At 49.0% G+C, this 18,331-nt stretch carries 21 protein-coding genes; 20 read left to right on the forward strand and 1 reads right to left on the reverse strand.

The window, feature by feature from the left end; translation table 11 throughout:
- Positions 1 to 106 precede the first annotated feature (106 nt).
- Positions 107 to 1,957 carry a DUF4127 family protein gene (locus C161_RS06335; protein WP_036668829.1) on the forward strand — a complete coding sequence of 617 codons (1,851 nt, stop codon included), beginning with the start codon at positions 107 to 109 and terminating at the stop codon, positions 1,955 to 1,957.
- 4 nt (positions 1,958 to 1,961) lie between these two features.
- Here the strand turns inward: C161_RS06335 and C161_RS06340 are convergent, their stop codons facing one another.
- Complete coding sequence (locus tag C161_RS06340) at positions 1,962 to 2,306, reverse strand: YfjL-like protein (protein WP_036668830.1); 345 nt, start codon at positions 2,304 to 2,306, stop codon at positions 1,962 to 1,964.
- Between the two features lie 435 nt (positions 2,307 to 2,741).
- Between C161_RS06340 and C161_RS06345 the strand changes: the two genes are divergently transcribed.
- The 19 genes from C161_RS06345 to C161_RS06435 all read left to right on the forward strand — a co-directional run bounded on the left by C161_RS06345 (position 2,742) and on the right by C161_RS06435 (position 18,153).
- Complete coding sequence (locus C161_RS06345) at positions 2,742 to 3,665, forward strand: hypothetical protein (RefSeq protein WP_156946084.1); 924 nt, start codon at positions 2,742 to 2,744, stop codon at positions 3,663 to 3,665.
- A 413-nt stretch (positions 3,666 to 4,078) separates the two neighbouring features.
- The gene (locus C161_RS06350) at positions 4,079 to 4,267 is read left to right on the forward strand and encodes a hypothetical protein (RefSeq protein ID WP_235193746.1); all 189 of its coding nucleotides are present in this window, start codon (positions 4,079 to 4,081) and stop codon (positions 4,265 to 4,267) included.
- A complete protein-coding gene (locus C161_RS06355) occupies positions 4,267 to 5,730 on the forward strand; it encodes a phage tail sheath subtilisin-like domain-containing protein (RefSeq protein ID WP_036668833.1) in 1,464 nt (487 codons plus the stop codon). The genes C161_RS06350 and C161_RS06355 overlap by 1 nt, the downstream gene beginning before the upstream one ends.
- A 222-nt stretch (positions 5,731 to 5,952) precedes the next feature.
- Positions 5,953 to 6,360: a phage tail tube protein gene (locus C161_RS06360; RefSeq protein ID WP_036611426.1), complete on the forward strand. Its 408-nt coding sequence runs from the start codon at positions 5,953 to 5,955 to the stop codon at positions 6,358 to 6,360.
- 176 nt (positions 6,361 to 6,536) lie between these two features.
- Entirely contained in the window at positions 6,537 to 6,971 is a 435-nt protein-coding gene (locus C161_RS06365; protein WP_017690174.1) for a phage tail assembly chaperone, read from the forward strand.
- A gap of 182 nt (positions 6,972 to 7,153) precedes the next feature.
- The gene (locus C161_RS06370; RefSeq protein ID WP_036668835.1) at positions 7,154 to 8,830 is read left to right on the forward strand and encodes a hypothetical protein; all 1,677 of its coding nucleotides are present in this window, start codon (positions 7,154 to 7,156) and stop codon (positions 8,828 to 8,830) included.
- Positions 8,831 to 8,886: 56 nt separating this feature from the next.
- A complete protein-coding gene (locus tag C161_RS06375; protein WP_036611596.1) occupies positions 8,887 to 9,519 on the forward strand; it encodes a LysM peptidoglycan-binding domain-containing protein in 633 nt (210 codons plus the stop codon).
- Positions 9,516 to 10,502: an XkdQ/YqbQ family protein gene (locus C161_RS06380; RefSeq protein WP_036668838.1), complete on the forward strand. Its 987-nt coding sequence runs from the start codon at positions 9,516 to 9,518 to the stop codon at positions 10,500 to 10,502. The genes C161_RS06375 and C161_RS06380 overlap by 4 nt, the downstream gene beginning before the upstream one ends.
- On the forward strand, positions 10,495 to 10,905 hold the full coding sequence (locus C161_RS06385; RefSeq protein WP_036668841.1) for a hypothetical protein: 411 nt from the start codon (positions 10,495 to 10,497) through the stop codon (positions 10,903 to 10,905). The genes C161_RS06380 and C161_RS06385 overlap by 8 nt, the downstream gene beginning before the upstream one ends.
- The gene (locus C161_RS06390; RefSeq protein WP_036668842.1) at positions 10,898 to 11,353 is read left to right on the forward strand and encodes a DUF2634 domain-containing protein; all 456 of its coding nucleotides are present in this window, start codon (positions 10,898 to 10,900) and stop codon (positions 11,351 to 11,353) included. The genes C161_RS06385 and C161_RS06390 overlap by 8 nt, the downstream gene beginning before the upstream one ends.
- Before the next feature lie 4 nt (positions 11,354 to 11,357).
- Positions 11,358 to 12,497 (forward strand): baseplate J/gp47 family protein, encoded by a 1,140-nt coding sequence (locus tag C161_RS06395; protein ID WP_036668843.1) that lies wholly within the window; start codon positions 11,358 to 11,360, stop codon positions 12,495 to 12,497.
- A 137-nt stretch (positions 12,498 to 12,634) separates the two neighbouring features.
- Entirely contained in the window at positions 12,635 to 13,225 is a 591-nt protein-coding gene (locus C161_RS06400) for a YmfQ family protein (protein WP_036668845.1), read from the forward strand.
- Positions 13,225 to 14,139 carry a pyocin knob domain-containing protein gene (locus C161_RS31415; protein WP_051449610.1) on the forward strand — a complete coding sequence of 305 codons (915 nt, stop codon included), beginning with the start codon at positions 13,225 to 13,227 and terminating at the stop codon, positions 14,137 to 14,139. The genes C161_RS06400 and C161_RS31415 overlap by 1 nt, the downstream gene beginning before the upstream one ends.
- Before the next feature lie 21 nt (positions 14,140 to 14,160).
- Positions 14,161 to 14,748 carry a hypothetical protein gene (locus tag C161_RS06410; RefSeq protein ID WP_036668847.1) on the forward strand — a complete coding sequence of 196 codons (588 nt, stop codon included), beginning with the start codon at positions 14,161 to 14,163 and terminating at the stop codon, positions 14,746 to 14,748.
- 281 nt (positions 14,749 to 15,029) lie between these two features.
- Positions 15,030 to 15,449: a phage tail terminator family protein gene (locus C161_RS06415; RefSeq protein ID WP_036668849.1), complete on the forward strand. Its 420-nt coding sequence runs from the start codon at positions 15,030 to 15,032 to the stop codon at positions 15,447 to 15,449.
- Positions 15,450 to 15,573: 124 nt separating this feature from the next.
- A complete protein-coding gene (locus tag C161_RS06420; protein WP_036668853.1) occupies positions 15,574 to 15,783 on the forward strand; it encodes a hypothetical protein in 210 nt (69 codons plus the stop codon).
- Positions 15,783 to 17,099 carry a phage tail sheath family protein gene (locus C161_RS06425; RefSeq protein ID WP_036668855.1) on the forward strand — a complete coding sequence of 439 codons (1,317 nt, stop codon included), beginning with the start codon at positions 15,783 to 15,785 and terminating at the stop codon, positions 17,097 to 17,099. The genes C161_RS06420 and C161_RS06425 overlap by 1 nt, the downstream gene beginning before the upstream one ends.
- A 1-nt stretch (position 17,100) precedes the next feature.
- Positions 17,101 to 17,559 carry a phage tail tube protein gene (locus C161_RS06430; RefSeq protein WP_017690162.1) on the forward strand — a complete coding sequence of 153 codons (459 nt, stop codon included), beginning with the start codon at positions 17,101 to 17,103 and terminating at the stop codon, positions 17,557 to 17,559.
- Between the two features lie 171 nt (positions 17,560 to 17,730).
- Positions 17,731 to 18,153, forward strand: a complete 423-nt coding sequence (locus C161_RS06435) for a phage tail assembly chaperone (protein ID WP_036668857.1) — start codon at positions 17,731 to 17,733, stop codon at positions 18,151 to 18,153.
- Positions 18,154 to 18,331: the final 178 nt, after the last annotated feature.

Raw genomic sequence — 18,331 nt, forward strand, 5'->3', positions numbered from 1 at the left:
AAGAAAATCTGGGGATAACAGCGATCGGAAGGTTGTTCTGTCATCGAAGTGGCAAGTGTAAATATTCTGTAGTTCAACTTATATAGATAACAGGAGGCTACGTGATATGAAAACAGTATTGTATGTTCCACTGGATGATCGTCCAGCGAATCTGGATGATGTGATTGTGCAAGGGAAAGCAGCCGGTATCCATATCGTTACACCGAACCTGAGTGATATTAAAAATCGTCTGGACTCGGAGAAAACCGTAGATGGCACAACGCTGCTCGGCACCTCCACGCCGGTTTATGGCAAACCGTCCAAGATTCATGACTTTATTCTGAAACATGCTGCCAAAGTCGACGGATTCATTATTTCATCCGATATGCTCGCTTATGGCGGCCTGATTGGTAGTCGTCAGCTCCGTGAAGATGGAGGAGGCGCCTATCCAGAATACGATGATGAGACGACGCGTTTGCTGGATGTGATCCGCGTGATCAAGCAGAAATACCCACGCAAACCTGTATTCGTAATGGATACCATCATGCGTTTGGCTACAACCTCGTTTGCAGATGGCTTGGCGCTTGATGCGTATAATGAGTCCCGTGCATTGATGCAGCAGCCACGTCAGACATACACTGAGTTTGAGGATATTATCGAAGGTTATAACCTGTCCCCGGATGGAGTGGAATATGGGACAACGACCTATTTTGATAAAGAACAGTATTACAATACAAGACAGCATAAATTTAAAACAAATCTGTACATTCTGGATCAACTGGCTCGCACAGGTTATATCGATTTCCTCGCAGTTGGAGTCGACGATGCTAACACGCAGGGTGTTCAGATCAATGAAATCAAATATGTAGAAGCGCGGATCAATGAATGGCTGGGTGGAACCAATGGGCAAAATCCGGATCGAGCTATCGTCTTGCCGGATGCGGATGGTCTGGGGCACGCTTTGGTTGCTCGCATGGCTAACCAGTTGTTCCGAGGCGGGGCGAGGACACGTTACGCAGTGAAATATTTTGGTCCTCACGGCAATACCATCATTAACACGTATGAATACATGGATGTACACGAGAATATGGTTCGTCATGTGGATATTGTAGGTGGTGTGCTTGTAGCGGATTCGGCATATCCTGAACCGGAAGTGGTGACGGATGTGGGTGCTGGCTTGGAAAATGAACAGCTAGTGGCTGTAGCAGCCGATCAAGTTGTCCCGTTTGACATGACCTCCGAACTGGATCGTATGACGAAGGGTCACCCAGGTAATTCCGGGGAGAACACGGGCATCGACATTGAGATTATTGCCATTACGGCTCTGGATCAGGTGCAGGCTGCGTTGGAGCAATTGACGCTGAATAGTGAGCAAGGTCTGCCTTCGGTGTTGATTGATTTTGTGGGTAAAGGACCAGCCAATGTTGATGTTGCCGAAGCATTGCTCAACAGTCCATATACCGGACGGGTTCTGGGTTATAGTGCATGGAATACACCAGGTAACAAGATCGGTATTGCTGTAGGTATGGGGCAGTCGAGGTACGCATTGATCACAACAGAGAAGCATGAGCATAAGTTGCGAGATGCGATGAATGCGCATGGCTCGCTGTTGTTTAAGCGTTTTCTGAAGGATTATTACTACAAAGCGGTAGCGATTGCGGACATCCGCACATATTCCCGAGCCCATGCGCTGTATACCAACGTGGCTACCCTTTCGGATCAAAATATGTTGCTGTTCAACTCGGAGGAAGACTATGCCCATTTGCAAACATTGCTCCGTGACTTGATGCAAACTTACACAACGGCACTTGCGAATAAAACAGCCTTCCAGACAGGCAATGTGGCGATTAAGCAGATCTGTAATGACGAATTGTCCTATGCGACGTATAGCAGTGCGCTGCTGGAATATGGGAATCCTGATTTCATCTGGGGCCGTGCATTTGAGATTACGTTGAACCCGCAAGTTACGTTGAACTAAACTGTTATTTTACCATGGGCTCCTCATGTTTGGGATCATCACTGGTATGACTGTACTGCTTAATCTCGCTGTTGTTAAAAATGATATATTGGTACTTCGCTTCGAGTTCATCCGCGAATGTTACTGAGGCACCGTAAGGTGCTTCAGAACTTTTTGAGGAGTAAGTACCTTGTACTTCGATAAGCTGTTCCGGTGAGTAACCTTTCTGTTCAATCAGGTAAGTGGTTACCTGTTGTTCAGCATCATTTTTCTTGAGCGGATTACCAAGCAGACCGAAGTAAGCCCAGCAGGATATCCCGAGTATAAATGCTAAGATGACAAGTGAAGTGATCTTGAATGTTTTACTCATAGGTATTTCTCCTTCTTTTACGTAAGAGACAATGAATTTGATAATAAAATATTAATATATTTGGATAAATTTATCAATTATTTAATCTTAAAGCTTACTTAGGTATTCTTTAAAATGATGATTCCAGAAATCGTCTTTTTTCCACCCGAACGACTCCCTTAATCGCACCGAAGTCGTACGGAACACCATCCGCGCTAGGAATGAAAGGGTGTAAGATTGTATTATCGGATCAATAACAAGGGACGCACCGAAAGCACATACGCTAATGTACAGACCGGCCAGGTGGCCGGTCTTTTTGATGCGGTGAATGTAGTCCCGGTATTGGTTCGGTCGGAATACAGACTCTGAGTTAAAAGGGGGAGTCTACTGCTGCTGCATTGTCGCTGCACGGTGTGGGCAGATCTCAAACTTGCAGCTAAAGGGGGCGAAATGAATGTGTCTATGAGAAATGAAATTAGCACTGCCGTGAGCAACAGTAAAATGAGTACGCTCATTAAAAAAACGCTGAAACAGAAGCTCGCGGTACTTGTTCCAGATTGGGACGGTCGTGTGCTGGATGTACCTGCGTCAGGCGAAGTATTGGCTTGGCCTTGTGCCGTGGTTGCGTTTGCCGAAGAAGTGCCGAAGTCTGCTTGGGCGGGATATCGAAGGATTATTAAAATCTCACCTTACGCTCGTCCGGAAGATGGTGGCGCTGAAAAGGTAGAAGCTTGGTCAGCTGATCTAATCGAAGGGTTGCATCAGGTAAGGCTGGTGGATGAAGCAGATGAGTCCTTCACTTGTATCTATCTGGGTTCTTCAGATAGTGACCGGGTGGATGCAGGGTCTGGAATGCTTACACGTAGTCTGCGGTTCGGAGTGTATGTTCCAGAAGACTCGGGAGCTGTCCTCGCTGAAACAGGCGACGCGTGGTTAGCTGCGCTTCAAGGCTGGACACAGTCGGAACTTGGTTCGGGCTGGTCGGTATATGGGGATATCTGGCCTGGAGGATATGAGATGCCGTCTGTGTTATGGCGATTGGCTGGATGCAGCACGTCTGTGGCGGGCACTTCAGCATTGGAGGTTCGACAACAGTGGATTGGGCATGTGCTCACCGATCATTCGGTGCTAACCCGGCACACCGTTACTCGGTTGGTGGAGCAACTTGCGGTCCAAGCTCGTCTTGCCGTAACTGAAACGGGTGGCGAAGAGCACAAAAGTAACACACGGTATGTGACGGTGGATGAGGTCACGGCAGATCTGCAGACCGATGCGTATCTGAATGGTCAGATTCGCCTGACGTTGCAACAGCGGATTCGTCGTCCGGGTACGAATGTACCTTTGATTCGTGAGATTCACCATAGCAAAGGCATGGAGTAAACGTTTAGTCGAGAGGAACCTTCTATTAGAGATTGTTCAAAAAGCCCGCTTTTGATTACAAAGGATGCCTGACGGCATCATCAGCATCGAATATGGAATTCAGCCGAAAAAGCATATGCTTACGATGATTGTTTCCTTCTGAAACATGTAGTTGCTCACGTAGTTTTCCCTACGCTCTGCTACTCCATTTCTAACTTCATCCCATCTTCTCGGTACTGAAAACCGATCTTTTTGAACATGCACTTTTAAGAGTGGTTCCAGATTATAGCTTTGAGATGATTGATATAGCTTCAACATTGTAGCTTCAAATTCATAGGTTCATAGGATCGAAAATTCATAGGTCAAGTTTAAAGATCAACGATTCACGAAATTAGTAGTCCAACAAATGAGGTGAGATGGCAATGGCAAGCTCAGTGAAAAAAAGAAAACAGACCGCTCCGCGTTATACACGGGCAGAACTGATGAATCATGCAGAAGCCCTCTTTGCCGTTAAGGCAGAGGTGCTGTACGGTGCGTTGTACGAAGCGGCGCAAGAGACGTTTTCCATTGAAGAAACGCAGGAACGAATTAACCAATTTATGAAAGCGAAGGTGAAGGGATAATGGCAGGCGGAACTTGGGAGCAAACGAATCGTCCGGTCCTTCCGGGCTTATATATGAATTTTCAGGCGGCAGCATCCTCGGCCATTCAAGCGGGAACGCGGGGAACGGTCGTTGTGCCAATCAAGGCCAACTGGGGTCCGGTGGGGACTTTTGTTGAAGTAGGTAGCGAAGCGGCGATTGAACGTATTTATGCGGCGAATGTGCTGGATAACGGTACGGCTTATACGTCCTTGAAGCTTGCCCTGTTGGGTGGACCGAAGAAGCTGCTCGCTTATCGGGTAGCAAGTGCTGCGGCCAAAGCAGCTACGCTTACTTTGAAGGACAGCAGTGATGCCAATGTGCTGCAACTGGATGCGAAGTATCCGGGGGATCGTGCAAATGGATTCTACGTCACCATCCAGCCAGGTGTGATTGATAATACGAAACATGAAGTGCGTCTCTTCGAAGGCAACCGGATGTTATATGCGCTCCTGACAGCTGATATTACAGCAGCTTCTCTGGCAAAAGAGATTAACGCGGATGAACAAAATGTCTGGGTAACGGCGCAGGCGATTGGCGATGGTGCAGGTGTAGTTGCAACAATTGCGGGTGCGGCATTCAAAGGCGGCGTAAGTGGCAACGATGACCTGACCAATGCAGAATACATTGCTGTACAGGGTGCGCTGGAAGGGGAGCAATTCGACGTCTTGGCTTTGGATCAGGCGGCAGATGCACCTCTGCTTGCGAGTTTTGCGGCATGGGTGAAACGTGTGCGTAGTGAAGGTAAACCGGTGGTGGCTGTATTTGGCGGTTCCGCAGCGGATGACACTTCTGCTACAGCAGCACAAAAAGCGGCAGCACGTTCTCTTACGCTCAACCATGAAGGTGTGATTAATGTCGGTACAGGTGTTCGCCTTGGAGATACATTCTACAGCTCGGCGGAAACGTCCGCCTATGTTGCGGGACTGATTGCCGGACAACGTCTGAACCAATCCACAACCTATGCAACTACTCCGTTCGATGATGTGACACGTCGCTGGACGCGTGCAGAACAGGAGCAGGCGGTACAGAATGGTGTATTTATTTTCTTCCATGATGGTCGTCAGGTGAAAGCACTTCGCGGTGTAAACACACTGGTAACGCCAGCCGCTGGACAGAATAATGCTTGGAAAAAAATCCGTTCCATTCGTGTGTTGGATGCGATCAACACGGATTTGCAGCGCTCCGCGGAAGATACGTATATCGGTAAAGTGAACAATACTGAAGAGGGTCGTCAGGCACTGATTAGTGCCATGAAGGCCTATTTGGCGTTGCTCGCACAGAGTAATGTGATTGAAGCTGACGGTTATGATGTCATTCTCGACCCGGCGTATTATGGTGCAGCACCAGTTCTTAAGCCGGAAGCGGATCAGGTATTCCTGCAATGGAATGTAAAGCTGACGGATGTGATGGAGCAGTTGTTTGGTACATTTTACGTGCAATAAGGTTTCTAGAATAATTACTATATGTTGAACTGATGGTTTACACGATAACGGAGAGGGCAGAAAAAATCTGAAGAAGCGAAGCGCTCGCCTTTATCACCGGATTTTCCCTTTTTGAAAAGGAATCAAAAAAATCTGGGGATAACAGCGATCGGAAGATTGTTCTGACTGCGGAGTTATACCGTGTAATATTTATTAGTTCAACGAACCCAAGGAGGAAAATATATGTTGGATGCGTCAAGAGTAATTCTCGGTACCCATGGTCAGTTGCATATCGATGGTGTGTGGCAGACAAACATTAACAAGTTGGAAGCGAGTGTGGAGATTGAAAAGCGTGAGCTGAACCTGGTCGGTAACGACTGGAAGGTGCACAAAAACGGCGCGAAAAAAGGAACAGGCACGATGACGGGCTACAAAGTCACTTCGGATATGATCCAGCGCGGCTTCACCAAATTCGAGATTATTTCCAAGCTAAACGACCCTGAATCGTATGGACATGAGAGTGTATTGCTTAGAGGTTGCATGGTGGACAAAATCCAGCTTGCCAACTGGACAGCGGGTGAGGAAGTACCTGAGGAAACGGGCTTTACGTTTGAAGGATTTGAATTGCTGAATCCGATTGTGGCGAACTAAACTTTCAAATAGGCAAGTGATTGAGCTAGTTTGCTCAAGCGTGATTGCATAGTTACTTCATTAATAATAAGGGCACCATTGCAGGCCGAGATGATCTCGGTCTCTTTGTTGTCTCTACAGGCTTGGAAGATGGCATAGATAAACCCATATGTGAAATAAGAAGGAGATAACACCCAATGAGTATGAATGAAAATATGTCCGAAGAACAGATTTTGGATCAGTTGTTTGAAGCAGCAGAACGTTTGCCAGAGGAGAATGTACGCATTCAGCGTCTGGATCTGCTGTTGACCTTGCGTGGACTGACGTCTTCCAAAGTGGATCACATTCGTGAACGCTGTACGATTCGTAAAACGACCAAAGGTCGCACCGAGGAAAAGGTGGATACCGAAACATTTAACGCGCTGCTCATTTCCGAAGCGACCGTGAAATTGAAAGTCCGCAGCCTGGAATTGTCCGGCTGGGGTGACACACGCATTACCGGCCGCATGAAGTTGTCCGGTGGCGAACAGGCAGTACGTCGTATGTTACTGGCTGGTGAATTGGATGCCGTAGGTGATAAAGTGCTGGAGCTGTCCGGCTTTGGTGTGGAGATTGAAGACCTAAAAAACTGATTCACTCCGGCGGGATGACCACGTTCCTGTATCACATGTGGGTACGTCATCATCTCCGGCCCGGAGAGTTCTGGTCTTTGCCACGCGGGGAGCGCTCGCTGTTAATTGCGTTCTCAGAAGAGGAAATGTCAGCGATAACTTCGCAAATGAATCGATAACGAAAAAGGGCAGGAGGTGAAGAAATGGCAGAAATGATTGTAGGTCTATCCAAATCTAATGCAGAAATGCGGACAACCCTTCGTTATCTGGATCAGATTCAGCGTTCTACGGAACGTCTGGGCAGAGTTCGTTATCAGAGTCTGATTAAGGTGAACAATGAACTGAGAACGACTGGACGCAGGTTAGAGCATATTTATAGTATGGCTGTGCGAATCAGCAGGCTGCGTATTACACCGACGGTTGATCTGGTTGACCGTGCTACTCCGGCATTAAATGGTTTGTTGAGAAAAATGAAGCAAATCCGATCTAAGATGTTGAATGCTACAGCTAGTGTGCAGCTCAAAGTCAGCCACCAGATTTCAGATGTATCCGTTAATGTGAATTCACAGCCACTGATCGATGCTTTGAATACAAATACCCAATCTATTAATATGCTGAGTACCAAGCTAGACTCTATCAATATTGGAGCGGCACCAGCGGCCGAAGCGAAACCTAAAACTTTTTTGCAGAAGATGAAAGGTATGTTTGATCGTGGGAAATCAATCTCATCTGGTGTGGGGAAAGTCTTTGATGCAAGAAATAGTGGGAAGAAGCTATGGAAAGAAATCACAACACCTGCCACACCGGGGAATAAATTGAAAAAGGCGTTCAAGGTTACAAAACGTGGGGCAAAATTTGTGAATGATTTCTCGTCCGCAGGGTCCGATTTGATCGGTGGATTCGATGGATTGTGGGGCGATGTAAAAGGTCTCTTTGGTGGAGGTGGAAGCGGAAGTGGGGCAGGAGGCAGTGGTGGGTCTGGCATCATAAGCAAGCTTGGTGGCAACCTCGTTAAAGGAGCGGGAAAATTGTTCGCACCACTCCGTATGTATAACAATATTAAAGAACTTGCAAGCGCCCCACCTGAGGATCGTGCCCGTGCTGTGGGTTCGGTTGCTGGTAACGCAGTAGGAACAGCTATTGGTACCGTACTTGGCAGTGTAATTCCAATTCCGGTGGTTGGGAACATGCTGGGCGGTTCAATAGGCGGTTGGCTGGGTGAAAAGGCAGGCGGTTGGCTTGGTGACAAGGTAGGTGGATTCCTAAAAAACAACGCGGAAGACATCTCAAAAGTAGCAAAATTTGCTTCTGAGGGAGCGAGTTACGTGGCGGAGAAAACGACGAATTTGTTCAATGGGGTTGCAGGTTTTTTTGGTTTCGGTTCTAAAAAGGAAGAGCAGACCGCCCCAGCCGCAGCGGTCATAACGTCACCCTCAACACCTGTAGCAACGCAGACACCACCCCCTCCACCGATAGCACCTCAGATGCCGCCTCCATACAGGCCGGCAGTTCTATCGATCACCGGTCCAGAAGCCTACATGAACAATCGATTTGGTTCACCGACGGCTGCGGGTCTTATGGGAACAAGTGTGATGCAATCCCAAGCGGTAGCAATGAATAACGCGGGTCAACCCAATGAGAAAGCTTCGCCGCTCACAGTGCGTATTTCCGAAGAACAGATGAGCAGTCTGGCAGGTTACCTTAAGGATTTCAAAACGGAAACGACGAACCAGATTGCTGTGAATATTGCACCGGGTACGGTACAAGTGACCGTTCGGGAGAACGCTATTGATTATGACGCAGTTTCTCATCAGGTGGGGCAACGTATCTCTGATGAGTTCCGCCGCGCGATGCAAAATCGCAAAACAATTATGGCCTAAGCAGAAAGGAGGCCGCAGATATGTCTGTACTTGAAGATAAAGTTGGTCCTAACAAAATGTCATTTACGTTGAAGGATGGCAATACTCCATTTCAATTTCCGGTAAACCCTGAAGAAGTTAATATTTCCAGATCTAAGGGATATGAAACGGTCAATATGTTGGAGCATGGCGAGTTTGATTTTGCACAAGGGGAGAAGGTGAAGGAGATCACCTTCTCTTCTTTTTTTCCGAAACGATATGATCCGTCCTATTGCATGGATGAAAAATATTTTCTGGATCCACGCGTGGCGATGAATGTGTTGAACACTTTTCTCATCTCCAAAAAGCCGCTGCGTTTCATCATTTCAGAGACGGGCGTGAACGTGCCTGTTTTTATTGTTTCGCTTAATTCGAGCTTTCGTGGGGGGGAGACAGGGGATATTTATTTCGACCTGACCCTACGCACATGGCGGGATTCCAAGGTGGAGAAGGTGGGCTCTGCGGCATCCGCGAGCAAGTCAGGTTCGCGTACCGATTTGAAAAAGAACAGCAAGACCTACACCGTCAAATCTGGCGACTCCCTGTCCAAAATAGCAAAGCTTGAGCTGGGTAGCAGTTCCAAATGGAACGAGATCTACAAGCTCAACGCAAAGATCATCGGGAGTGATCCGAACCGGATCAAGCCCGGACAAAAGCTGGTGATGCCATGACCTACAAGGTCATTGTCGACGACAAATACGACATCACCAAGTTGGTGGAGACGATTACGCTGAAGGACTCGCTTGACCAGATTGCCTATCAGGCTAACATCCGGCTGGCGGTGTCTGCATCTTCCGGTCTGCCTTCGATCTCACCGGGCATGGCGGTGCGGATTAGCGGGGTTCCTTTTGGCGAAAAATCCATGGTTCATCTGCTGCATCCTGCGGTCATCTGGGAGGTGGAAAGCTCGAACAGCGGCACTAAGCGGCTATCTCTCACGGTGTACGACCGAATGATATATCTGGAAAAATCAGAGGACGAGTTCCTGTTGCCTAAGGATCAGACCGCTACGCAACGACTCAAAACCTACGCCAAAGAGTGGAAGATTCCATACGCTACATTGCCAGAAACCAAGACAAAGCTGGGAAAAGCCGTGTATCGGTCACAGACGATCTTCTCGATGATGTTTGCCGATCTGAAAGAAACGGCGAAGTCCGGCGGGGAAATGTACCATCCACGGATGACGCCCGGTGGGTTGCAGCTCTTCCAGGTTGGAAGTAATGCAAAGGTGTATGAACTTGATCGACTAATTGATCTGACCCAGATGCGTACGCTCGAAGGGGCGGTCACCAAGGTTAAGGTGATGGCAGCGTCGGAGTCTGGCAGTGGCAAAGAAGTTCCTTCCAAAGTGCTCGCGATTGAGCAGGATAATGTGGAAGAACTGGGCACATTGCAAAAGCTGATCGAGGACGATCAGGTGAAATCCACAACCGCCGCGAAAAAACTGGCTAAAAGTCATCTGACGGGTATTCAGGAGACCTTTACGATATCAGCACCGGATATCAATACGATTCGCGCCGGGGACGCAGTGTTGTTAAAAGGGCTGAAGCTAATCGTCATGTCGGTTAGCCGTGATCTGTCTGCCGGACCTGGAACGATGACGTTGGAACTGGGGACGGCTGAGCTGGTGAAAAGGAGGTATTACCTTGAATAAAGATGATCCGTATGGGCATTTTGCCGACGTCATGCGGGGTGCGATGAGTACACATTCTCGTCAGGCTGTGAGCGGGCTGGGCGCGGTATTGGGTACGATGACCTCGTCCGGCGTGAAGCTGGATGATTTCAAGCACGAAGTGCAGGACTATCTCGTGGCCGAGTTGCCGGGCACGCTTGGACTGCCGGAGCGCGAGGCTGCTGGCGCGATTTCGGGTATACCTGACGTGGCAAACGGCGGAACAACGGGCACGGGACGGTTTCTATTGCAAGAAGAGGAAGTGGAAGAAACGGTGTTGTCTCTTGGCAAAGGTCTGAAAGCCGGAGATCGCGTACTGGCGATGCGAGTGAATGGCGGTAACGACATTGTGGTGCTGTGTAAGGTGGTGAGTGCGCATGCCTAGTTTGTTCCCGGAAACGGGTGTGGTCTGGGGAGATGAGGAGGATCTGTCGGGGGCGGTTTCGGAAGAGGTACGCTTTGGACGGAGCTGGCGATTCGATTACGATGCAGGGGATTTTGTACTGACCCCAAGTGGTAAAGTCGCTGCGGCTGGTGGGCATGAAGCCTGGGTACAGTGGTGCATTAAGGCCGTGAAAACGCCAAGATACAGACATGTGATCTATTCCCGAAACTACGGTTCGGAGCTGGAGGATCTGGTGGGTCAGGGTGACAGCCGGGGTGTGATGGAAAGTGAGATTACCCGGATGGTGACGGAAACGTTGCTGGCTGATCCGCGCACGGAATCGGTAGACCAGTTCACGTTTGATTGGAATCGGGAGCAGTGCATGTTCTCGTGCCGGGTGGCGAGTGTGCAGGAAGAGATGTTTATTCTGGAAAGTGAGGTGATCTGACGGGATGGCTGAGATTCCGCGTTATTTGGAGGACCAGACGGAGGAACAGATTATGCAGCGTATGCTGGATCGTCTGCCCGCGGATCTGGATAAGTCGGAAGGATCGTTTCTGTGGGATGCGGAGGCTCCGGTTGCGTTTATGCTGTCTGAGGCTGCATTGTGGGCACAGGAGTTACTTCGGCGGGGGTTTGCAAGTACGGCTGCGAGCAGTGATCCGAATTTTCGTTCGGAAGAGCTGGATCTGCGGGCAGGAGAGCATGGCATTACGCGGCGGGCTGCGGTAGTTGCACAAGGTTCGGTTAGATTCGTGGGTACGCCGGGCAAGGTGATTCCTGCGGGAACGGTCGTGGCTACACTCGCGGATGAAGTATCTGCTGAAGCTTCGCTCGAATATGAAACGGTGGGGCGTTTGGAATTGGATGCAGAGGGCTCCGGGGTGGTAGGTGTGCGAGCGCTTGTTGCCGGAAAAGAGAGCAATGTGCCTGCGGGCACGGTAACTGTGCTGTCTACACCTGTAAGTGGCGTGACTTCTGTCACGAACGTTGATGTGATCAAAGGCGGTGCAGATATTGAGGCAGACACGGCGTTGCTGGAACGCTTTTATGCCAAAGTCCGCAATCAGGGGACCAGTGGCAACAAGTCGCAATATGTGCAATGGGCCAGTGAAGTACCAGGTGTAGGCGCAACGCGTGTCATTCCTTTATGGCAGGGGCCAGGCACGGTGGGATTGTATCTGTTAGACACGGACAAACGTGCTGCGGGTACCGATCTGGTGGCGGCTGTGCAGAAGTACGTTGACCCCACGCAGGATGGACAGGGTGAAGGCGTTGCACCGGCGGGGCCAGTAGTGTCTGTGATGTCGGCGGTGGAAGTGCCGATGAATATTCAGGTGAAACTGACTCTGGCAAGTGATGCGACACTCGCCGATGTACGAGCATTGATCGAACGCGGGGTGACCGCGTATCTGAAACAGTTGGCTTTTGCCGATCCACTCGTTCGTTACACTCGCATTGCTGCGATCCTGCTGGACATTCCGCCCATTATCGACTATTCGGAGCTTACCGTGAACGGTGTGAACGACCAGAATATTGAGATAACCGCGAGTCAGGTGGCGGTTCTGGGGACGGTGGATGTGCATGAGTAGTGTTGGGCAGATGGTGGACGAAGAAGTAGTTTTGGAGTGCGGAGACCAAGGAAGATTGGGAGAAGTACGCCGATCTGAGTTAGAGCTGGTGAGCGAGACGTTTCATGATGATGTGCAAGGAAGGGAGGGGACAGGGCATGAGTGCTCCTTCTATTGTAGATGTTGGACTGACGAGTGAGAAAGGGCGGGAGCTGTTCTCGTATTTGCCAAGGTATTACGAGACTTCGCGTGTCATGCAGGCCGATATGCAGGCCAAAGGCAGTGAAATGGATCTGCTGTACAAGGCGCTGGATGAGACGCTGGAGCAGTTTTTTGTCCGCACGGCGACGTGGGGGCTGGACTTCTGGGAAGAAGAGCTTGGCATTGAGACGGATCGTCTCAAACCTGTGGAACAGAGGCGTGCCGTAGTGGAGTCGAAGCTGCGTGGTGCCGGGAAGTTCTCTGGCAGGTTGGTTTCGAATGTGGCTGAGGCATATGCCGGGGGCAAGGTGGATGTAACTTTTCAGCCGGGAGCATGGAGTTTTACGGTGAGCTTTGTGGATACGATGGGTATCCCGCCCAATATCGACGATCTCAAACGTGCGATTGAAGAGTTGAAACCGGCCCATATGGCCGTGGAATATGAGTATCGTTATCTGATCTGGGACGATCTGGACGACAAACAGATGACTTGGGATGAACTGGACACCGCGTCCTTGACGTGGAATGAACTGGAGGTGTGGGCGTAATGCCACAAGAAACCGATCGATTGAAATTACCTCTTCCTTTGGGGAACGAAAGAGTGACCCGGGATAGTATTAGTATGATTTTCGAAAAGATTGATGCTGGTGTTGCAACGCAAGAGGATTTGGATGCGCTCCGTGAAGCGGTGAGTCATATGGATATTCCTGATGCGTCGTTGACGCAAAAAGGGAAGGTGCAGTTGTCAAGCAAGACGGACGGTACGTCCGAGACGGTGGCTGCGACGGAAAAGGCAGTGAAAGCGGCTGTGGACAGTGCCATTCCAAGACTGATTCCAGATACTCGTGGAGTAGCTACAAAGCCGAGCGATTATCGTAAAAACATCGCATACTCATTTAAATCAGGCTCAATGATTGGCTTACCCGCCGAACTCTATGTCGTATTACATGGATTAAAGGGCTGGAATGATGACAGCGGAGGTGTCACTCACGAATATGCTTCTGGCGGAACGACAGGAGGAATGTACCATCGTACTGGTACGACTGCTAACGATACCTGGGGGCCGTGGATGCAGATTGTTGATCAAGGTGCACCGTGGCAAAAGCGTAAGTTAACTGAAGATAATGGTCTTTCAATCAACGTCAGTAATGGGAATGCCAATAATTTAGTCGCTGCAGGGTTCTATGTTGGTGAGAATATTGCCCATGCACCAACAACCGCGAGTGGTGCATGGTGGTATATCGAAGTTCAGGCAATGTCTTCTGATAGTTGGGTTATTCAAAAAGCCTATGATTTATTTAGTGCAGGATCATTCAGAATGCGAATTAAAAGCAATGGAACTTGGACAGCATGGTCACAAGACCTTTTTCAATCTTTACTTGATGCTAAGAACAGGCACATTATTTCATCTGCTGCACCTTCTGGCGGAAACGATGGCGACATCTGGTATCAATACTCATGATAAAGGGGAGGAGAATAACGCATGGCTTTAGGCGCTAAGGTGGGTGGCACGTGGAAAATGCCCAATAGAGTGTCTGTCAAGGTTTCGGGGACTTGGCGGGGTGTCCAACAAATTTATGCGAGAGTCGGGGGAGTATGGCGTCCCATTTGGTCCACTGTACAGACTATGCGGAAAGGTTCCGTATGGGGCAGCAATTCATATGTGGCCAAACAATCGGACCATGTGGAATGTTACGCATACAACCCAAGCACAGGCGGCGGTGAGGCGGCCGTAGTGACAAGCACACCAGTGGATCTGACCAACGTAACTAACGTTGTATTTGATTTTGCATTGGAAGGTTCATCCCACATCCAATCAGATGGGATTTTCATAGCGTCAACGGACCAAATGGGAGGCGGCGGTACATATAACGCCCGAACATATCGGGGTTCACTGACGACAAGGACCACAATCAGCTTGAGTGTTTCCAACCTGTCCGGGTCCTACTATTTGCGGGCGCACGCTTCAAACAACAGCGGCGTAGCCACATGGAAATGCGTTCGCCTTTACCGGATCTTGCTGGATAACAAAGAGATTTGGAACGCCAGTGTGGGCGGTTCTTACTCTTAATAAGGAGGCATGATCATGTCTGATTATAATTATGTGCAATACCCAAGGAAACCGGTAACGCTGTGAGATTGATATCCGGTGCCCAAGACGGAGAAGTAAAGTCAGCGACGAGTTCACATACACGGGTATTAATTGTAGATGATGAAAACGGGGGTGGCGCCAATTACGTCTTTCATATGGCATGTGAACTTACATTTAAAGCCGTTAGTCTGGATATCGAATCTTGGTAGATAGGAAAAACTTAACTAATCTCAATCTCACCAATAAAAAGGAGGTGAACCATGACAACAAACCAATTAACCGACTCTATCGCTACAACACTCACGCAGCACTTTCCGAAAATCCCGATCCTCCCGCAAACGGGCACTAGTTCCACCCCGGGCATCTCCTACCGCCTGCTGTACGCCCAACTCACCCGGGAACGCAGCGATCGCTTCGTGCAATATCACGCCTATGAAATTCGCTGGCTAGGAGCAGACAATATCCCGGGTACCCTACCAGACCAGCTGTTCGAAGCATTGGAAACCATCGACGTGGAGGGCACTCCCTATCGTGCAACGGAAATGCGTTGGGAAACGGAAACCGATATGCCGCGAATGCTGGTGTACTATACCATGCGAACCACCAAAGTGTCGGAGTCCGCCGCTACCATGCGACAATTGGAACAGCGACCTACCGCACTTAAAGCTACGAGAGAATAACTATATAAGTTCAATGTAACGAAGGTTGTTCTGCAATTGGAGTGGCTAGTGTAATTTTTCTTTAAATGAACTTAAACAACCAAATGAGGGGATCAACATGAAAGGAATAGGAGGCGCATTGGCAATGTTTACGAAAAAAGAACCGGAACCTAAAAATCTGGAAGCTCAACAGAAAAACAACCAAAAATACAGCAAAGCACAGTTCGCCGAATCCCGGCAACTCAGCCGGATCGAGAAAGATATTTTGGCAGCAGTTCTGCTGGAACAACAAACATATACCTTACAAGAAGCACAGCAACACATCCAACAATTTATGAATGGGGAGGCACAATAATGGCTGGAGGAACATGGACTACACAAAACAAGGTACGCCCCGGCGTATATATGAATTTTGCATCAGAGGGCACATTGCCGGGTACGGTAGGAGAGCGAGGAACGGTGGCTTTGGCATTGCCATTGTCATGGGGACAAGCTGGCACCATCTTGACCGTACAAGCAGGTGAAGATGTACAAGCCAAATTGGGCTATGACTGGACAGCACCGCAATTACTACTGATCCGCGAGGCATTGAAACGGGCGCAGACCTTACTTCTTTACCGACTCAATGCTGGGACCAAAGCCAAGGCAACCTTGGACAAACTGACAGTGACAGCCCATCACGGTGGTGTACGTGGTAATGATCTGTCTGTTGTAATCTCCGCAAATATCAATGAACCAGAACAATTGGATGTCTCCACTTTGCTTGCTGGTAAAGAAGTGGACAAACAAACCGCGTCTACCATCGAAGCTTTGGAATCCAACGCATACGTCACATTTACTGGTGAAGGTGCACTCACAGCTACAGCTTCACTTCCACTAACAGGTGGATTGGATGGTACAGCAACCAACCAAGAGCATGCCGATTTTCTGACCAAGCTAGAGGTGCTGGATTTTAACACGGTCGGTCTAGTCTCAGACGATGCCACACTCAAGTCAGTCTACACAGCTTACATCAAGCGTTTGCGTGATACCGAGGGCAAGAAAGTGCAACTCGTTCTGTCCGATTATCCTGCTGCAGATCATGAAGGCATTATCAGTATCAAAAATGGTGTTGTGCTCGCAGATGGTACGGTCCTGTCACCAAAACAAACCGTAGCATGGACTGCCGGTGCAACAGCGGGTGCTAACCTGAATGAATCCCTGACGTTCCGTGCGTATGATGATGCCGTGGATGTGAATGGCAGATTGACACATAGCGAGACAGAAGTAGCATTGCGTAATGGCGAGTTTGTCTTTACCGCGAGCAGCAACCGTGCAGTGGTGGAGCAGGATGTGAATACATTCCGTTCCATTACACCGGATAAGGCACGTCATTTTGCCAAAAACCGTGTAGTCCGTGTACTTGATGGTATCGCTAACGATATGAAACGGATTTTTGAGTCCTATTACATCGGAAAAGTGAACAACAACGAAGATGGGCGCAGCCTGTTCCGTTCCCAATGTGTCACTTACCTGAAGCAGCTTCAGGATATTGGGGCGATTCAAAATTTTGATTCCAAAACAGATATTACTGTTGCTCCGGGCAATGAAACCGACAGCATTCTGATCGAGATTCAGGTCCAACCTGTGGATTCCGTTGAAAAAGTATATATGAAAGTGAAGGTGGTTTAAGATGGCATTTTTGAAAGCAAGCGACACAATCTCCGGCCAGGAAGGCCGCGCATACGCAACGATTAACGGACAGACGGAAGAAATGTTCTATGTGAAGACGCTGGAAGCAACAGTGGAGAAACAAAAAGCAGAGGTCAAAACCTTGGGCCGTCGCGGTGTACAGCACAAAGCAACCGGTTGGTCCGGTTCGGGTTCCATGACAATCTTTTATACCACTTCACGTTTCCGCGAGCTGATGCTCCAGTACATGCAGAATGGTGTGGACACGTACTTCGACATTGAAGTGACCAACGAAGATCCTTCGTCCACGATTGGTAAACAGACGGTAACCCTCAAAGGTGTCAATCTCGACAGTGTGATCATGGCATCCCTGGATACCGAGGCGGAGGCGTTGGAGGAAGAAGTGAGCTTTACCTTTGAAGATGTCGATATGCCTGTATCGTTCAATTTACCGAAGTAATGTAGCGTAGAAAGCATAATGATTTGAGATTTATAAAGAGTATAAATTTACAGCGGGTTTGTAAAAGAAACCTGTTCAACTTGCCTGTGTTATGGGCTATTTGGCGTGCCAAAATACTGTTCTTCGCCGCTTCGTGCGGCGGGGGACCTAACTTTAGAGGAGGAACAATACATGAGTGGATTGAGTATGTTTTTTGCCCAAAATGCAGCAACAGATACAACGGAGGAGTTTACCGTATCCCCCCGATTTAAAGATGAGAAAGGCGAGCCGGTTGCTTGGAAACTGCGTAGCATGACCGAGGACGAAAATCAGGAATGCCGCAAGGCAGCTACTCGCAAAATCAAGGGCAAGAACGGTGTCTACACACCCGACATCGATGCGAATGATTACATGGCTCGCCTGATGAGCGCAAGTGTCGTGTACCCCGATCTGAAAAACGCAGAACTCCAGCGTTCATATGGCGTGATGGGGGCGGAATCGCTTTTGCGGAAAATGCTGCTGCCTGGGGAATTTGCTTCGCTCGGTGAACAAGTTCAGAAGCTGAACGGCTTCAATCAGGATATGAACGAACTGGTGGATGACGTAAAAAACTAATTAAAGAGGGCGATTCCGAAGCCAATCTGGCTTATTACGCTCTCCACGAATTAAACATTTTGCCGCATGAATTAATGGCTTTCTCCATGCGAGAACGAGCAGCGATCTATGCGATGATCTCCATCCGGGTGGAGGAAGAGAAGAAAGAACGGTCCAAAAATCGCGCCCGGAAGAAATA

Origin of the sequence: Paenibacillus sp. FSL R5-192 (assembly GCF_000517845.1) — a bacterium.
Classification (GTDB): domain Bacteria; phylum Bacillota; class Bacilli; order Paenibacillales; family Paenibacillaceae; genus Paenibacillus; species Paenibacillus amylolyticus.